Annotated in this window: 14 protein-coding genes and 1 other annotated feature; of the genes, 12 read left to right on the forward strand and 2 right to left on the reverse strand. The window is 41.0% G+C overall.

All coding sequences use genetic code 11. The features are described 5' to 3' along the window. The first annotated feature begins 41 nt into the window (after nucleotides 1-41). A complete protein-coding gene (locus ACO1PF_RS07895) occupies nucleotides 42-1,007 on the forward strand; it encodes a DUF1002 domain-containing protein (protein ID WP_423188524.1) in 966 nt (321 codons plus the stop codon). Between the two features lie 239 nt (nucleotides 1,008-1,246). Here ACO1PF_RS07895 and tyrS read toward each other — a convergent pair whose 3' ends face one another. Both tyrS and ACO1PF_RS07905 read right to left on the reverse strand, forming a co-directional pair. Then, nucleotides 1,247-2,512, reverse strand: coding sequence for a tyrosine--tRNA ligase (gene tyrS, locus ACO1PF_RS07900; RefSeq protein WP_423188525.1), 1,266 nt, complete (start codon nucleotides 2,510-2,512; stop codon nucleotides 1,247-1,249). An 18-nt stretch (nucleotides 2,513-2,530) separates the two neighbouring features. After that, nucleotides 2,531-3,022 carry an NUDIX hydrolase gene (locus tag ACO1PF_RS07905; RefSeq protein WP_423188526.1) on the reverse strand — a complete coding sequence of 164 codons (492 nt, stop codon included), beginning with the start codon at nucleotides 3,020-3,022 and terminating at the stop codon, nucleotides 2,531-2,533. Between the two features lie 61 nt (nucleotides 3,023-3,083). After that, nucleotides 3,084-3,286: a binding site (T-box leader), on the reverse strand. A gap of 188 nt (nucleotides 3,287-3,474) precedes the next feature. On the opposite strand from ACO1PF_RS07905, the gene ACO1PF_RS07910 reads away from it, so the two are divergent. From ACO1PF_RS07910 to ACO1PF_RS07960, 11 genes are all read left to right on the forward strand, one after another. After that, nucleotides 3,475-5,886, forward strand: a complete 2,412-nt coding sequence (locus ACO1PF_RS07910) for a TIM-barrel domain-containing protein (RefSeq protein ID WP_423188527.1) — start codon at nucleotides 3,475-3,477, stop codon at nucleotides 5,884-5,886. 150 nt (nucleotides 5,887-6,036) lie between these two features. Continuing rightward, nucleotides 6,037-6,861 (forward strand): Cof-type HAD-IIB family hydrolase, encoded by an 825-nt coding sequence (locus ACO1PF_RS07915; protein ID WP_423188528.1) that lies wholly within the window; start codon nucleotides 6,037-6,039, stop codon nucleotides 6,859-6,861. A gap of 116 nt (nucleotides 6,862-6,977) precedes the next feature. After that, nucleotides 6,978-9,020, forward strand: coding sequence for a methionine--tRNA ligase (gene metG, locus ACO1PF_RS07920; protein WP_423188529.1), 2,043 nt, complete (start codon nucleotides 6,978-6,980; stop codon nucleotides 9,018-9,020). A 124-nt stretch (nucleotides 9,021-9,144) separates the two neighbouring features. Further along, nucleotides 9,145-9,915, forward strand: coding sequence for a TatD family hydrolase (locus ACO1PF_RS07925; RefSeq protein WP_423188530.1), 771 nt, complete (start codon nucleotides 9,145-9,147; stop codon nucleotides 9,913-9,915). Nucleotides 9,916-9,927: 12 nt separating this feature from the next. Continuing rightward, nucleotides 9,928-10,503 carry a ribonuclease M5 gene (gene rnmV / locus ACO1PF_RS07930; protein WP_423188531.1) on the forward strand — a complete coding sequence of 192 codons (576 nt, stop codon included), beginning with the start codon at nucleotides 9,928-9,930 and terminating at the stop codon, nucleotides 10,501-10,503. Next, nucleotides 10,493-11,389: a 16S rRNA (adenine(1518)-N(6)/adenine(1519)-N(6))-dimethyltransferase RsmA gene (gene rsmA / locus ACO1PF_RS07935; RefSeq protein ID WP_423188532.1), complete on the forward strand. Its 897-nt coding sequence runs from the start codon at nucleotides 10,493-10,495 to the stop codon at nucleotides 11,387-11,389. The genes rnmV and rsmA overlap by 11 nt, the downstream gene beginning before the upstream one ends. Before the next feature lie 246 nt (nucleotides 11,390-11,635). Beyond that, entirely contained in the window at nucleotides 11,636-11,893 is a 258-nt protein-coding gene (locus ACO1PF_RS07940) for a Veg family protein (RefSeq protein WP_423188533.1), read from the forward strand. Nucleotides 11,894-12,053: 160 nt separating this feature from the next. Continuing rightward, nucleotides 12,054-12,899 (forward strand): 4-(cytidine 5'-diphospho)-2-C-methyl-D-erythritol kinase, encoded by an 846-nt coding sequence (gene ispE / locus ACO1PF_RS07945; protein ID WP_423188534.1) that lies wholly within the window; start codon nucleotides 12,054-12,056, stop codon nucleotides 12,897-12,899. A gap of 89 nt (nucleotides 12,900-12,988) precedes the next feature. Next, on the forward strand, nucleotides 12,989-14,002 hold the full coding sequence (locus tag ACO1PF_RS07950; RefSeq protein ID WP_423188535.1) for a metal ABC transporter solute-binding protein, Zn/Mn family: 1,014 nt from the start codon (nucleotides 12,989-12,991) through the stop codon (nucleotides 14,000-14,002). A 327-nt stretch (nucleotides 14,003-14,329) separates the two neighbouring features. Next, nucleotides 14,330-15,313 (forward strand): ZinT family metal-binding protein, encoded by a 984-nt coding sequence (locus ACO1PF_RS07955; RefSeq protein ID WP_423188536.1) that lies wholly within the window; start codon nucleotides 14,330-14,332, stop codon nucleotides 15,311-15,313. A gap of 60 nt (nucleotides 15,314-15,373) precedes the next feature. Then, nucleotides 15,374-15,916 (forward strand): hypothetical protein, encoded by a 543-nt coding sequence (locus tag ACO1PF_RS07960; RefSeq protein WP_423188537.1) that lies wholly within the window; start codon nucleotides 15,374-15,376, stop codon nucleotides 15,914-15,916. Nucleotides 15,917-15,967: the final 51 nt, after the last annotated feature.

Here is a 15,967-nt window from a genome sequence, read left to right on the forward strand (position 1 = left end):
GCATTTAAACTAAAATATTGACCTAAAAGGAGAGAATAAATATGATCGAACAATTAAAAAGAGGGATTATTTACGTAGCGGCATTAGGTGCTTTGTCACTTGTGCCCATGTCAACGGTAAACGCGGCTGAAGGAATTGATACAAGTGTCGTCGATGAAGCTTGGGGACTTCCTACATATGTGTATGGTGGCGGTCTTGATGAGGCGCAGGTTGCAGAAACAGCCGATTTACTTGGTATCGATGACATGGATAATGTGGCAAGTGTTGATGTGACCGGTGAAGATTTGCAGAATTATCTGAACACTGGATCCGGAAACACAGCGAGTATGATTTCCTCAGTATTGGTTCAACGTGAAGGTGAAGGAGACGGGGTGACGGTGCTCATCGAAACGCCTGATGACATTACCCAAATTACTGAAGAACAGTACGCCAATGCTGCCATCACAGCGGGTGTGGAAGACGTAACGATCATGGTCGCAAGTATTCGTCCAGTCACAGGGGAAAGTGCCTTGACAGGTATTTATAAGGCCTTTGATGTGAATGGTGAAGAGTTGGACCAGGACCGTATGGAAGTGGCCCAGGAAGAACTTGAAACAACGAATAATATCGCTCAGGAAAATGCGGACAATGAAGAATTTGATACCTCACGTTTTGATCAGGCGATCGTGGAAATCAAACAGCAATTAGCTGAATTAAAAGAAAGTCAGGATGAACTGGCAACCCGTGAGGATATCGAGCGCATCATTAATGAGGCACTGGAAAATAATGACCTTCAGAATGTTATCAGTCAAGAACAAATCGACCGTTTGTTGGCCTTCTTTGAACGCTATCAGCAAACCGGTGCGATCGATTCCGAGCAAGTCAAGGAACAGCTTGAAAACTTATCGAATAACATAAGAGACCGTTTCGGGGATGTTTGGCAAGATGCAGAAGACAGCGGCTTGATCGATCAAATCGGAAACTTTTTCAGACAAATTTGGGAAGCTATCAGAGGATTCTTTGATTAGAATTTTAAAAAAGACAGAATCACTAACAGGTGATTCTGTCTTTTTGTTCACATTATTTTGAATCGTACTGATAAGAAAAATCTTCTAATAACCTGAATAATAGTATCTGTTGAGTTCACAAAAGAAAATCATTCTTCTAATAACTCGCATGACAAAAACCCTTGAGTCAATAGAAAAAAGACTATTTTGCCAAAATGCTGATCAGCATAGGGCAAAATAGTCTTTATTTATCAATTATATTAAACCAAGTGAATTAGGAAGTATTTCTTTTTACCTTTTCTAACGATCACATAGCGACCTTCAAAACTGTCGTCTTCAGTTACGACATGATCGACGTCTTTTACTTGAACCCCTTTGATACGAATCGCGCCGTTGGTGATGTCTTCACGTGCCTGACGGCGGGACGGTTCGATTTTTGTTATATCAACTAAAAACTCGACTAAATTATGTTCACCAGCAGGTGCTTCTGATGAAGGGACATCTTTAAAAGTGGATGCGATTTGTGCAGCAGTCAACTCCTGAATGTCACCGGAAAATAGAGCTTGAGTAATTTTAAGTGCTTCGTCTAGCGCATCTTGACCATGAACGAAACGAGTCATTTCTTCGGCTAAAGTTTTTTGAGCGGCACGTTTATGTGGTTCTGTTTCCACTTGTTTCGCTAATTCTTCAACCTCTTCTTTTGTTAAGAAGGTGAAGTACTTCAGGTATTTAACGACATCGCGGTCATCCTGGTTGAACCAGAACTGGTAGAATTCGTAAGGCGTTGTCTTTTCAGGATCCAGCCAGATTGCGCCGTCTGCCGATTTACCGAATTTCGTGCCATCTGCTTTAAGTAACAAGGGAATCGTTAAACCGAATGCCTTAGATTCAGAGCCTTCTTTTTTACGGATCAAGTCTAAACCGGCTGTGATGTTGCCCCATTGATCCGAACCGCCGATTTGAAGCTGAACGTCTTCGTTCTGGAACAAGTGCAGGAAGTCAACAGACTGAATGATCTGGTAACTGAACTCAGTGAAAGAGATGCCGGTATCTAAACGGCTTGACACAACCTCTTTTGCCAGCATGGTGTTGATGTTGAATTCTTTGCCAAAGTCACGCAGGAAGTCTAAAAAGGACAGACCACTTAACCAATCATAGTTGTTCACTAATTTAATACCAGATTGATCCGAACCGGCTTTGAAGAGCTGACGCATTTGTGCGCTTAACTTTTCTGCGTTTTGTTCGATCTTATCCATCGTTTGCAAGACACGCTCAGAGTTTCTCCCACTGGGATCGCCGATCGAACCTGTTCCGCCGCCTATTAAAATGACCGGTTTATGACCAGCTAACTGGAACCTTTTCAAGATCATGAAAGGGATCAAGTGTCCAACGTGCATACTGTCGCCAGATGGATCGATACCGCAGTAAAGAGCGATCTCTTTTTCAGTTGTCAACTTGCGTAAACCCTCTTCATCGGTTTGTTGATTGATGGCTCCGCGCCATTCTAGTTCATCTAAGATATTCATTTTTGTCTCCTTAAGTAATTATTTATTTAATATTTCCCAGTCCTCAAACACGTTCTTGTCCAACAAATCAGGTTCTTTTGATTCTTCATCAATGACTTTCAAAATAAGAGGTGAGGCATTGGAGGGGTTTAAATCGTCAAGAGCTATCCACAGGACACCATCCGAATCGTTTTTCCCATCCACTACTTCATCAGGAATACTATCGGCTTTGCCATTCACGGTAATGGAATAGAGTGAAAAAACGTGATGGGTAATCACCTGATAGTTTTTAATTTTCAGGAAAGAATCATAGATTCTGGGATGCTTATAATCGAGAACTTTGAATCCCGTTTCTTCAAAAACTTCTCTTACTAACGTATCCGTCAGACCCTCACCCCGTTCTTGACTCCCGCCAGGAAGGTCATACCGGTTTTTATAAGGGCCGGAATTTTTAGATATGCAAAGCAGTTTTTCATCCTTTAAGGCAACTCCATAAACACCAAAGTGTAATTTATAGTCCGTATCATCCAAAAGATTACCTCCTCTTAAAATCGTAGGTATAAAAAAAACCCCACAAAAAGCCTATGCTTTTCGTCGGGACGAACAGTGCCGTGGTACCACCCTGATTAAAATAAGTTAAGAACTCACTTCACTCGTTCCCATAACGCCGGGTTGCGTCTCGTTTGAGAATAGCTCCAAGGTGTACTTCGGTTTGTTTGAATCTGCGAATTTTCACCAACCACTCGCTCTCTAAAATAATTCAAACAATCTACTGCGCCTATTCATAGCTTTAACTATTTATATCCGTCAGTATAAGGGATTATTGCGTTTAAGTCAACCTTTTAGCGGACTCATTCCAGATTTCGAAAAAGTGATTATTGGAAATTATTTATTTATATTTTGGATATAACAACAAATGGGTGGTGATATATTTGGTGTATGCTAAAATATAATTAATAGTCAGTGAGAAAGGATGATGACACTTGGTAAAGAACAGAAAAGAAGTGTTTAATTTAAATAGAGAGCCAGTTGCTCAAATTGAATCACAAGTTATCTGGAAGAACTACCGCTTTACAGTTTTAACGACTGCACTCATTCGGATAGAATACGACCCGAGCCGTGTATTTGAAGATCATGCGACACAAACTGTTTTGAATCGTAATTTTACAACACCAGAATTTATTAAAAAAGAAAATGATGAATATTTAGAAATCATTACATCAAAAGCCCATCTTATTTTTCTTAAGGAAGAGGGGGGATTCACAAAACATAATTTCCGTATCGAAGCAATCGGTAATTATAGTCTTTATCACAGTACCTGGTATTTCGGAGAAACCCCTGAAACGTTAAAAGGTACAGCACGTACGCTTGATTTTTCAGATGGACCGATCGATTTGGAAGAGGGTCTAATGAACAAAGATGGTTATTCCGTATTCGATGACAGCACGTCCATGAGATTAACGGATGATTCATGGGTAGAAAAAAGACCTAAAGGCGTAACGGATATTTATTTCTTTGGTTACGGTCGTGATTATTTAGGGACGCTAAAAGATTATCATCACTTGACTGGCAAAACACCAGTGCTGCCTCGTTTCGCATTAGGAAACTGGTGGAGTCGATATTACCCGTATTCTCAAGATGGATATAAACGCTTAATTAATGAATTTGAAGCAAGAAACCTACCATTTTCAGTCGCTGTGATGGATATGGACTGGCACATATGTGACGTACCAGCTAAGTTTGGTTCTGGTTGGACAGGCTACACGTGGGATAGAGAATTATTTCCAGACCCTGAAGAGTTTTTAAGTTGGTTAGATGACCACGGGTTACGCACAACGCTTAATTTACATCCAGCTAATGGTGTACAACCTTTTGAGGAAATGTATGAACCGATGGCGAAGGAATTGGGAGTGGACTTTGAGGATGAAAAACCAATCAACTTCGACATTGCCAATCCGGATTTTCTGGGTGCTTATTTTAAATATTTACATCACCCACATGAAGAACTAGGTGTCGATTTTTGGTGGATAGACTGGCAACAAGGAAGCGTCACAAAAGTAGAAGGACTAGATCCACTGTGGATGCTAAATCACTACCATTTCCTGGATAACGGCAGGGGTGACAACCGACCGCTTATATTCTCAAGATATGCAGGTCTCGGATCGCACCGGTACCCTATCGGATTTTCCGGAGATACAGCGGCTACATGGAACACACTCGATTTCCAACCTTACTTCACTGCAACGGCTTCCAATGTAGGTTATAGCTGGTGGAGTCACGACATAGGTGGTCATTTTGGTGGAATAAAAGATAATGAACTCTTTGTCCGCTGGGTCCAGTTTGGGGTCTTTTCTCCAATCAACCGACTGCACAGTCAAGACGGTGAATTCAGTGGTAAAGAGCCTTGGCGTTACGGACGAATAGCAGAAAATATCGTTTCGAGATTTATGCGTCTAAGACACCGTATGATTCCGTATCTATATACGATGAATGTCCTCAATCACTGTGATGATTTTCCGCTGATACGGCCGATGTACTATCATCACCCTTGGAAAGACGAAGCGTATGATGTGCCCAATCAATACTATTTCGGCACACAGATGATTGTAGCACCCGTAACTAAACCAATGAAAAATGATTTGCGTTTAGGCAAAGTGAAAGTGTGGTTGCCGGAAGGCAGGTGGTATGACTTCTTTATCCACCGGTCTTATGAAGGTGACCGAGTCATCGATATGTACCGGTCTTTATCAACGTACCCCGTATTTGTCAAAGCGGGTGGTATTGTGCCGCTGGATCAAAGCTTTAGTAATCACACCGAAATTCCAAAAAATATGGAAGTGATGATCTATGCGGGAGACAATGGAAACTTTTCGCTGTATGAAGATGATGGAACAGGTAAAAGGATGGAAGAAGTCACCACGAGAATGTCACTCAAATGGAAAGACAATGATGAGGACTGGGCGGTTTTCCAAATAAATAAACCTGAAGGAAATCAGAACGTTTTACCAAAAGAGCGTCAGTTCACTTTATCTTTAGTTGGTTTCGCCTGCCAAAAGATGCCGCAGGTGTATGTTAATGATGAGTTTGTTGATGCTGAAGTCAAACGGATAGGTAAGGTTATTGAAGTTGTGATACCCGAACAGCCCACTGATTCATCTTACACTGTCTATTTCAAAGAAGTTCAATTAAAGAAAAATGATATGCACAGTGAGTTGTTCCGTTTCCTGGACCGAGCGCAGCTACCTGCCAGCCTAAAAGAAAAAATTCACAGCACGATTATTAGAGGAAGAACAAGTGCCCGTGTTATTAGCGCATTGCTAGCATTAGACCTGGGTGAGGATTTGATGGATGCCATAAGTGAAATAGTATGGGCTAATCCAGATGATGTCGATTAAATAAAGCAATACTATGCAGAAATTGAAAAGAAGGAAGGACAGAAGTTTAAAAACTCTGAAAACCTTCCTTCTTTTTCAGCGTTTTTGTGGGTCCACTTTCATATACATGATACAATAGAAAAGAATTCATTAAGAAAGTGAGCGTCTCTTATGACAAAAATAATCTTTTTCGATATTGATGGAACATTGGTATCGAAACACAATAGTATTCCGAAATCTACGAAACGAGCAATCAAAGAATTGAAAGCGAATGGGATCATACCTGTCATAGCTACTGGGAGGGCCCCCTTATTAATAGAAGAAGTGCGTCGTGAGCTGGATATTGATAGCTATATAGCGATGAATGGGCAGTTTGTTGTTCACGAGGGGAAAGTCGTGTTCGATAATCCAATCAAAAAAGCAACCGTTGATCGTTTGATCGACCGAGCCGTTGAAAAAAATGATGGTATCGTATTGTGTGGCGCAAAGGATATTTTCAGTAATTCCATCGTATCACTCGCTAAACGCAGTTCGGTGTTGACCCTGTTAAAAGGTTTAGTCAAATTGGTTCCCGGCTCCATTCAAGTTTCATTCTTTAGCCGGTTGATCAAAAAGCCACCCAAACCAAAAGATTATGCGGGTAAATCAATCTATCAAGTGATTATTGAAACCTCAGAGGATGAAGAAAAGCAGTACAAAGAAGATTTTGAAACCCTCCATTTCGCGAGGTCCAATCATTATACAGTTGATATCATCAGCGAAGGCATTTCAAAAGCCACAGGGATCGAAAAATACTTGGAACATGTTGGCGCAGTTAAAGAAGATACCTATGCCTTTGGCGACAGTCCTAACGATTTGGAGATGCTGGACTTCGTTCATACGAGTGTGGCGATGGGTAATGGTTGGGATAACGTTAAAGCAATCTCAGATTACGTGACAGACGATGTCGATAAAGATGGCATCGAAAAAGCCCTGAAGCATTTCAAACTTATCTGACTCTAACTTATTCCAGTCTTTTTCAGTTGGCATTCCTATGCTATACTAGTCAAGAAACGTTTGTCAGAGCTTTGAACGAGCGATTAAATTCAAGCAAATTAAAGGAGGACATTAAGTTGTCTGATAGAAAGTCATTTTATATAACAACACCGATCTATTACCCAAGCGGAAAATTACACATTGGCAATGCGTATACAACCATTGCCTGTGATGTTTTGGCACGCTATAAAAGATTGAAAGGGTTCGATACCTTTTATCTGACGGGAACAGATGAGCATGGTCAAAAAATCGAAACAAAAGCGAAAGAATTAAATCAGACACCACAAGAATATGTCGATGCAATGGCTGAAAGCATTCAGTCTCTCTGGAAAACGCTAGAGATTTCCAACGATGACTTTATCCGTACGACAAAACCGCAGCATAAAGAAGTGGTCGCAAAAATCTTTGAAAAACTGCTTGAACAAGGAGACATTTACTTAGGCGATTATGCCGGATGGTACTCCGTTTCTGATGAAGAATTTTTCACTGAGACACAATTAGAAAAAATCTATAAAGATGACGAAGGCAACGTTACCGGCGGTGTGGCACCAAGTGGTCATGAAGTCGAATGGGTGAAAGAGGAATCTTATTTCTTCAAAATGGGCAAGTATGCTGATCGTTTACTGCAGCACTATGAGTCGCATCCAGAGTTTATTCAACCGGAATCCCGTAAAAAAGAGATGGTCAATAATTTCATCAAACCCGGACTGGAAGATTTAGCTGTCTCACGGACAACCTTTGACTGGGGGGTAGAAGTGCCTTCCAATCCCAAACACGTGGTCTACGTCTGGATCGACGCCTTGACAAATTATATCACAGCTTTAGGTTATGATCCGGATTTGGGCGGATTCGATGATCAGCCAGAAGCCTTTAAAAAATATTGGCCGGCTGACGTTCATATGGTCGGTAAAGAAATCGTCCGTTTTCATACGATTTACTGGCCAATCTTACTGATGGCACTCGATTTACCCTTACCAAAACAAGTCTTCGGACATGGCTGGTTACTCATGAAAGACGGTAAGATGTCTAAATCCAAGGGCAATGTCGTGTATCCTGAAAAACTTGTCGAACGTTACGGCGTCGATGCCGTGCGTTATTACCTGATGCGCGAAGTGACCTTTGGCAGTGACGGGGTCTTTACACCTGAAGACTTTATCTCACGCATAAACTATGATCTAGCCAATGATTTAGGCAACTTAGTGAACCGCACCGTTGCGATGATCAACAAGTATTTTGACGGTCAAATGCCTAAGTACCAGGGAGACGTGACGTCTTTTGATGAAGCTTTGCGTCTGCAGGCTTTAGAAACAGTCAACGATTATGAACTGAACATGTCAGACATGCAATTCAGTTCAGCCCTTCAATCTGTCTGGAAGCTGATCTCTCGTACCAACAAATATATCGATGAAACAGCCCCATGGATGTTAGCGAAAGATGAAACAAAAAGAGAAGCATTGGAAAGTGTCATGGCGCACCTGGCTGAAAGCCTGCGTGTGACTGCAGTATTGCTGCAGCCTATCTTGCTGCATACGTCAGAAGCCATTACTGAACAGTTGGGCTTTTCTGACAGTGATGTTCGCTTCGATAAGGTGGAGTTCACGTCGCATGAGAATGAAAAACAGGTCGTCAAAAAAGGGACGCCCATTTTCCCTCGTCTGGATGTGGAAGAAGAAGCTGAAGTGATTCAGAGTTGGATGAATCAAGAGAGTAAATCTGAAGGAGAGTCAGAAGACATGGAAGAAGCATTTGATCCAGAAGAAACAACGTTGACATCGGTTAAGGACAAAGAAATCAAGTATGATGTCTTTGACCGTATGGAACTTAAAGTAGCTGAAGTGATCGCCGTCGATAAAGTGGAAGATGCGGATAAACTGCTCAACTTCAGACTCGATGCCGGAGATGAAGGTGGCCATCGTCAGATCTTGTCAGGTATTGCTGAATTTTACCCTAACCCGCAAGAATTGATCGGGAAAAAAGTCGTCATCGTTGCTAATTTAAAACCGCGTAAAATGCGTGGAGAAATTAGTCAGGGCATGATCCTTTCAGCCGAAGATACAGAAGGTAATCTGGCAGTGATCGAAGCACCTGGTCAAATGCCCAATGGATCGATCGTAGCGTAATATGAAAATAAGTTAAACGGAGATTCCAACAAAGAGAGAAGCTGTGTCTTTCAACTTTGTTGGAATTTTTCTGCGTATGGTGTATTCTAAATGAGACAAGTAAGACATTCAAAGGAGAGAAACTATGCTTTTCGACACACATACACATATCAATGTAAAAGAATTTAAAGGTGAAGAAGCAGAAGCTATACAGCGCGCGCGTGATAATCAAGTCAGTCGCATGGCGGTCGTTGGTTTCGATACGGATACAATTAAAAAATCGCTTGAACTGAGCCGCGACTATGAAGGGGTGTATTCAATCATTGGATGGCACCCGACAGAATCAGCAACCTACACGGACGCAATCGAGAATCAGTTGATCGAACAATTAAAAGGAGATAAAATCGTAGCGATGGGCGAAATGGGTCTTGATTACTATTGGGATACCGCACCTAAACTCGTTCAACAGGATGCCTTCAGACGTCAAATTCGGGTGGCAAAAGAATTGAACCTACCCGTCAGCATCCATAATCGAGAGGCTACTGAAGATGCGTACAAAATACTCAAAGATGAACACGCCGGCGATACAGGCGGTATCATGCACAGTTTTAACCTGGATACCTACTGGATGGAAAAATTTTTAGATATAGGCATGCATATCTCCTTGAACGGCATCGTGACGTTCAAGAATGCTCCGGAAGTTAAAGAAGTGGCACAAAAGGTCCCTTTTGATAAACTGCTGGTTGAAACAGATGCCCCTTATCTGTCACCGATGCCTCATAGAGGAAAACGCAATGAACCGAGCTATGTGAAGTTCGTAGCTGAAGAAGTAGCCAAGCAGAGAGGTCTGCCATTCGAAGAAGTGGCACGTCAGACCACCCAGAATGCTTTGCGACTTTTCAAACTGGAAGAGTAAAGGTGAGACATCATGGATAAAATCAAAGAGATCATAGTGGTCGAAGGCAAGGACGATACCAAACGTCTGGCTTTGGCAGTTGAGGCGGATACCATCGAAACAAATGGGTCAGCGATCAATAAAGAAACGCTTGAACGCATTGCATTGGCACAAGAAACAAGAGGCGTTATCGTCTTTACAGATCCGGACGGTCCGGGTGAAAAGATCCGCAAAATCATTTCCCAATACATCCCCGGTGTGAAGCATGCCTTCATAACCAAAGATCAAGCGCGCCGCAAAAGTGAAACCAAAGAAAGCCTTGGCATCGAACACGCATCGGTTGAAGCGATCAGAGACGCACTGAACCAGGTCGTTGAAGAACGCATCGATGCAAAAGAAACGGTGAGCAAAGTGTTCCTGATGCAGACCGGTCTGATTGGATCGGCTAAAGCTCGGGCGTTGAGAGCAGCCTTGGGCGAAGAGTTACGTATTGGTTACACCAACGGTAAACAATTAAAGAAACGCCTGACGATGTTTGGTATAACAGAAGTTGAAGTTACAAAAGCCCTAGAGAAGATACGAAAGGAACAACAAAACGATGAATCTTAAAGATATCGCAACACCTAACCGTACAAAAGAAATTTTACAGAAGTATGGCTTTTCAGTGAAAAAAAGTTTGGGACAAAACTTTATCATTGATACAAACATACTCAAAAAAATTGTAGAAGCTGGCGAAATTACCAAACGGACCACCGTGATCGAAGTGGGACCGGGTATCGGTGCGTTAACTGAACAATTAGCCAGGCAAGCAGGAAAAGTGATTGCTGTCGAAATCGATAAGCGGTTGTTGCGAGTTTTAGCAGACACACTTTCGCCATATCCGAATATCGAGATCATTCATGCAGACATACTTGATGTAGATTTAAGCGATTTCTACGCGTCGCATTTAGCGGATGCAGAAGAAATCGTTGTCGTAGCCAACCTGCCTTATTACATCACGACACCCATTATTTTGAGGTTTTTAGAGTCTCGATTACCGATCGACCGGATGGTACTTATGATGCAAAAAGAAGTGGCCAGTCGGCTGTCAGCTCATCCAAGTACCAAGGCATACGGCTCACTGTCGATTGCTGTGCAGTATTACATGGATGCCGAAGTGGCATTCACTGTTCCCAAAACAGTTTTTATGCCTCAGCCGAATGTCGATTCTGCCATTATCAAGTTGAGTAAAAAAGAGAATGGTATAATAGCTGTCGAGGACGAGCAGTTGTTTTTCACACTGACGCGCTCTGCCTTTGTTCAACGACGCAAGACCTTATGGAATAACCTGCAGGTCGCTTTTGGAAAAGATAAAGAGGTGAAAGAGCAGATGGCAGAAGCTTTGGAAACTGCACAGATCGATCCCGGCAGACGAGGAGAAACCTTATCGATCGAAGAATTTGCCAAATTATCCAATGCCTTTTCAGGCTTTGATTTAACCAAATCGGAAAACTGACTTTAGTAAATTTGACCTTGTTAAACAATTGGGAAATCAGTGAAACACGAACGATATCAATTAAATGATTGAGAGTTATATTAAAAAAAATTAATGTCTGCGGTCTTAATCTTTATTTTATAGGCTTTCAAAGACTCATGGTAATTTAATCTTCACAAAAAAACCTATCTTTATTCACGAATAAGCTTTTAATTTTCGGCTTTTAGTGGTATAATAGATTTATTACTTTGTGAGGTGAGTCGAAATATGCCAACTACTTTAGCGAGCATTAAGAAATCCTTGGATAGTCAAATTGGTAAAGAAATCAAATTGATTGCCCAAGCGGGAAGAAAAAAGACGATAGAGCGCAAAGGTATTTTAACAGAAACCTATCCTTCTGTTTTTGTTGTAAAACTTGATCAGGAAGAAAACGCAGTAGAAAGAGTATCCTATAGCTACACAGATGTTTTAACACACTCTGTCGAAGTTGAATTTTTTGAAAAGGTAGAACTTGTTTTAAATTAAACAGAATAGCATTGGTCAGTAGTATAATTTATTAAAATTATGCTACTTTTTTTATATCTAAAAGTATAAAATAGTATTGCCGCAGTCCTTTCTTTTTCAAAAAAGAACCAACTGATTTACAATAAGAATAAACGAGTCTGCAGAGAGAGGAGGAAGTCGATTGTCTCTATATGAAAAAGCGCCAGCCAAAATCAATCTATGTTTGAATGTATTACGAAAAAGAGAAGACGGTTTTCATGAAATGGAAATGATCATGACCCCTATTGATCTGGCAGATCGACTGACTTTCAATCTGCAACCAAAAGAGATCAGTCTTGATTCAAATAGTTCGTTTATGCCGCTTGATGAACGTAATATTGTTTATCAGACAGCTCGATTACTAAAAGATACGTATCAGGTGGACCAGGGTGTTGATATTTTTATTGAAAAAAACATTCCTATTGCGGCCGGTTTAGGTGGAGGGAGTAGCGATGCAGCAGCAACGCTAAGAGGCTTGAATCGATTGTGGGATTTGAATCTTACAACCGAGCAACTCGCACACTTAGGTGGGAAAATCGGTTCAGACGTGCCTTTTTGCGTATATAACCGAACGGCTTTTGTTTCTGGCAGAGGAGATATAGTTGAACCGATCGTAAGATTCCCAAAAGCTTGGGTCATTCTAGTGAAACCGCCAAAAGGTATTTCGAGTTGGACGGTTTTCAAAGACTTGGAGATAAAAACTTTGCCCACTTATGATATTCAGTCCATGCGGGAAAAAATAGAAAACAGTTCATTTCAAGAAGCTGTTCGATTTGCCGGTAACGCTTTGGAAGTGCAAGCCACCAAACAAAACCCTCTGATCATCGAGATGAAAGAAAAAATACTTCAGTTTGGTGCGGATACCGCTTTGATGAGTGGAACTGGACCGACCGTCTATGGTTTAACACAAAATATAAACAAGGCCAAGCGCATTGTTAACGGGTTAAAAGGGTTTTGTCGAGAAGTGTATTTGGTGCGAACCTTATAATTGGTCAAAAAGTACTTGACAGGGAGTAGAGAAAAGTGATATTCTTTAAATCGTAATGATTACGATTTATAAACTGGAGGATACTAACAATGAAAAACATCAACAAAGTACTTATTTCACTTCTTTCGCTGTCGACTTTGGCCGCATGTTCTACGGATACACCTGAAAACGATGAAGCAGCGGATACAACAGAATCGACTGAGGTAACGGAAACGGTCGATATGATTTCTAACGAAGAGGAAAAATTATCCGTGGTAACGACCTTTTATCCGGTATATGAATTCACGGAGCGCGTGGCGGGAGACCGTGCTGATGTTGAAATGATGATCTCTGGCGGCACAGATGTGCATCATTATGAGCCAAGCGCGCGCGACATTGCCTTGATCAACGACGCGGATATGTTTGTTTTCAGTAGTCATGAAATGGAAACATGGGTAGAAAGTATGCTGGCTTCTCTTGATAATGAAGATATTATCATTGTCGAACAAGCAGAGGCTATTGATTTGATGGAACCGTTAGCGGATGATCACGTAGATGAAGAAGATGATCACGGCCACGAAGAAGACGAAACAGATGTTCATAACCTGGACCCTCATGTCTGGTTGGACCCTGTATTAGTTCAGGATCAAGTGGAAACAATGAAAGAAGCATTCATCGCAGTTGACCCAGAAGGTACAGATGACTATACGCAAAGAGCTGAAGAATTCCAGTCTGAATTGCAAGAATTACATGAAATGTACGAAGCAGCTTTCAGCGAAGCAACGCAAAGACGCTTTGTTACTCAGCATGAAGCCTTTGGTTACTTGGCTCGACGCTATGATTTAACTCAAATGGCAGTTGGTGGCATATCCACTGAAGTAGAAGTCAGTCCTTCACGCATTGCCGAAATCAATCATCTTGTTGAAGATTATGATATTCCTGTGATCTATTATCAGGAAGGAGCGAACTCTTCGATCGCTGAAACTGTCGCAAATGAAACGGGAACTGAAGTTGCAGAATTATATAGCTTGGAATACCTGCCCGGGGCGATACAAGATGAAGGTCAAGGATACATTGAAGCGATGACAAGAAATCTTGAAGCACTTCAGCAAAGCATTCAATAAATAAAAATACTGATGATGATGCTTTGATTAAAGCAAGAGGTACGATGCAATATAGAGGTTAAAGATATGATCTTTCATTATTGATCAACAAAAAAAGCTGAATGCATATTTAGTGGATTGAAAAAGATTTGTAAAGAAGCCTATCTTGCAAGATAATTATAAATAAAAAACTTCTGAAAAGTTCTATTATTTTCAGAAGTTTTTTATTTTTGATTAGGCTAATACAAGGGGGGAATCTTTTTAAGATATTGACAAAGCAAGTTGACTCCGTTATAGTTGTAAAACGTAATGATTACGATTTAGAAAGATGATATGAGGTGAAATGATTTGAATGAATTTATTAAATGGTCAAGTTTGATTTCTTCGGTTCTATTATTGGCAGCATGCCAGGAGGTAGCGAGTGACGAAGTTGTAACCAATGATTTTGAAGATGTTGAAGAGAGTCAAAAAAATGGAATAAATCTGTCGGCATCAGCAGAAATTGAAATTAAGGGACTGGCGCATCATTATCACACTGGAGATGAAATCGAACTCAGTGCTGAACTAACTGAAGATGTAGGGGTAGGGAATTGGAACTGGCACATAAAAAATAGTGATGAAGACCAATGGGAAGTCGTTAATGGACTAGACTCTCATATCTTCTCTAGAGAAGCAACGACTAATGGATCGCAAATCAAAGCAGTTGTGAAAGATGATGACGATGAAGTAATGTACGAATCTGAAGTTATGGAAGTAGTGATTGACGATCATCACGGGAACGATGAAGAAACGAGAAGGATCTATAACGGTTTTTTTTACAATACTGAAATAGAAGACCGGGAATTATCGGATTGGGAAGGAGAATGGCAATCTGTTAATCAGTATCTTCTATCGGGAGTTTTAGACCCGGTGTTTGAAAGTAAAGCTGCAGAAGATGGTTCTATGACTTTTGATGAATATAAAGACTATTATACTGTAGGGTATGAAACAGATGTAGAAGACATAGTCATTGAAGACGACAGTTTCACTTTCTTTTATGAAGACGGTAAAGAAATAGAAGCCGAGTACGAATATGACGGATACGAAATACTAGTATACGAAAAAGGTAATCGAGGCGTCCGGTTTGTTTATAACCGTGTAGGCGGATCAGATGATATGCCTCAATACATTCAGTTTAGCGATCATATTATATCTCCGGAAGAATCTGATCACTTTCATTTATACTGGGGCGATGACCGTGAAGCGTTATTGGATGAAGTGATAAACTGGCCGACATATTACCCTTCTAACTTGGATACTGTAGGACTAGTAAGAGACATGCTGGCTCATTAAAGTCTTGAAATGAGTGAAACGAACAAAAAAAGATAGAAGAGCTAATGGAGGAGATTTATTATGAATAAGAAGTGGGTAAAGATTTCAAGCGTTGCTTTAATGAGTTTATACTTAGCTGCTTGTGATACAACTGAGGAAGAAGTAGTAGAAGAAGATACACTTGAAATAGTTGAAGCAGAAGAGGCCTTAGTTGTTGAAGATGATAGTGACGAGGATACAGAGTTAGATGGAGATACTGACCATCATGACGAAGATGAAGCCCAAGGTGGACATGACCATGATGAGGACGATGAAGAACACTCCGTCTCAGAAGCAGATGTTGAGGAATCGATTGAAATCGAAGGGATGGCTCATCACTATCACACCGGACAATTAGTTGAATTGACAGCAATCCCAGAAGATGATGGCGAATACGATGATTGGCACTGGTACATGAGAGCTGACGAAGAATCTGAGTGGGAAATGTTCTCAGGCCAAAATTCTAACGAATTTTTTATTGAAGCACCCGAAGATAGCGTTGAAATTCGTGTAGTGCTTTATGATAATGAACACAAAGCTCATGCAGAATCCGTACCAGTTGAATTAGAAGTAGATAATCACTAAGGGTTTCAAGTAGCAAATCAGCTGGCCACTTTTTTGTGAATCAAAGCTTGA

It is taken from the genome of Alkalibacterium sp. f15 (assembly GCF_049389645.1).
Classification (GTDB): domain Bacteria; phylum Bacillota; class Bacilli; order Lactobacillales; family Carnobacteriaceae_A; genus Alkalibacterium.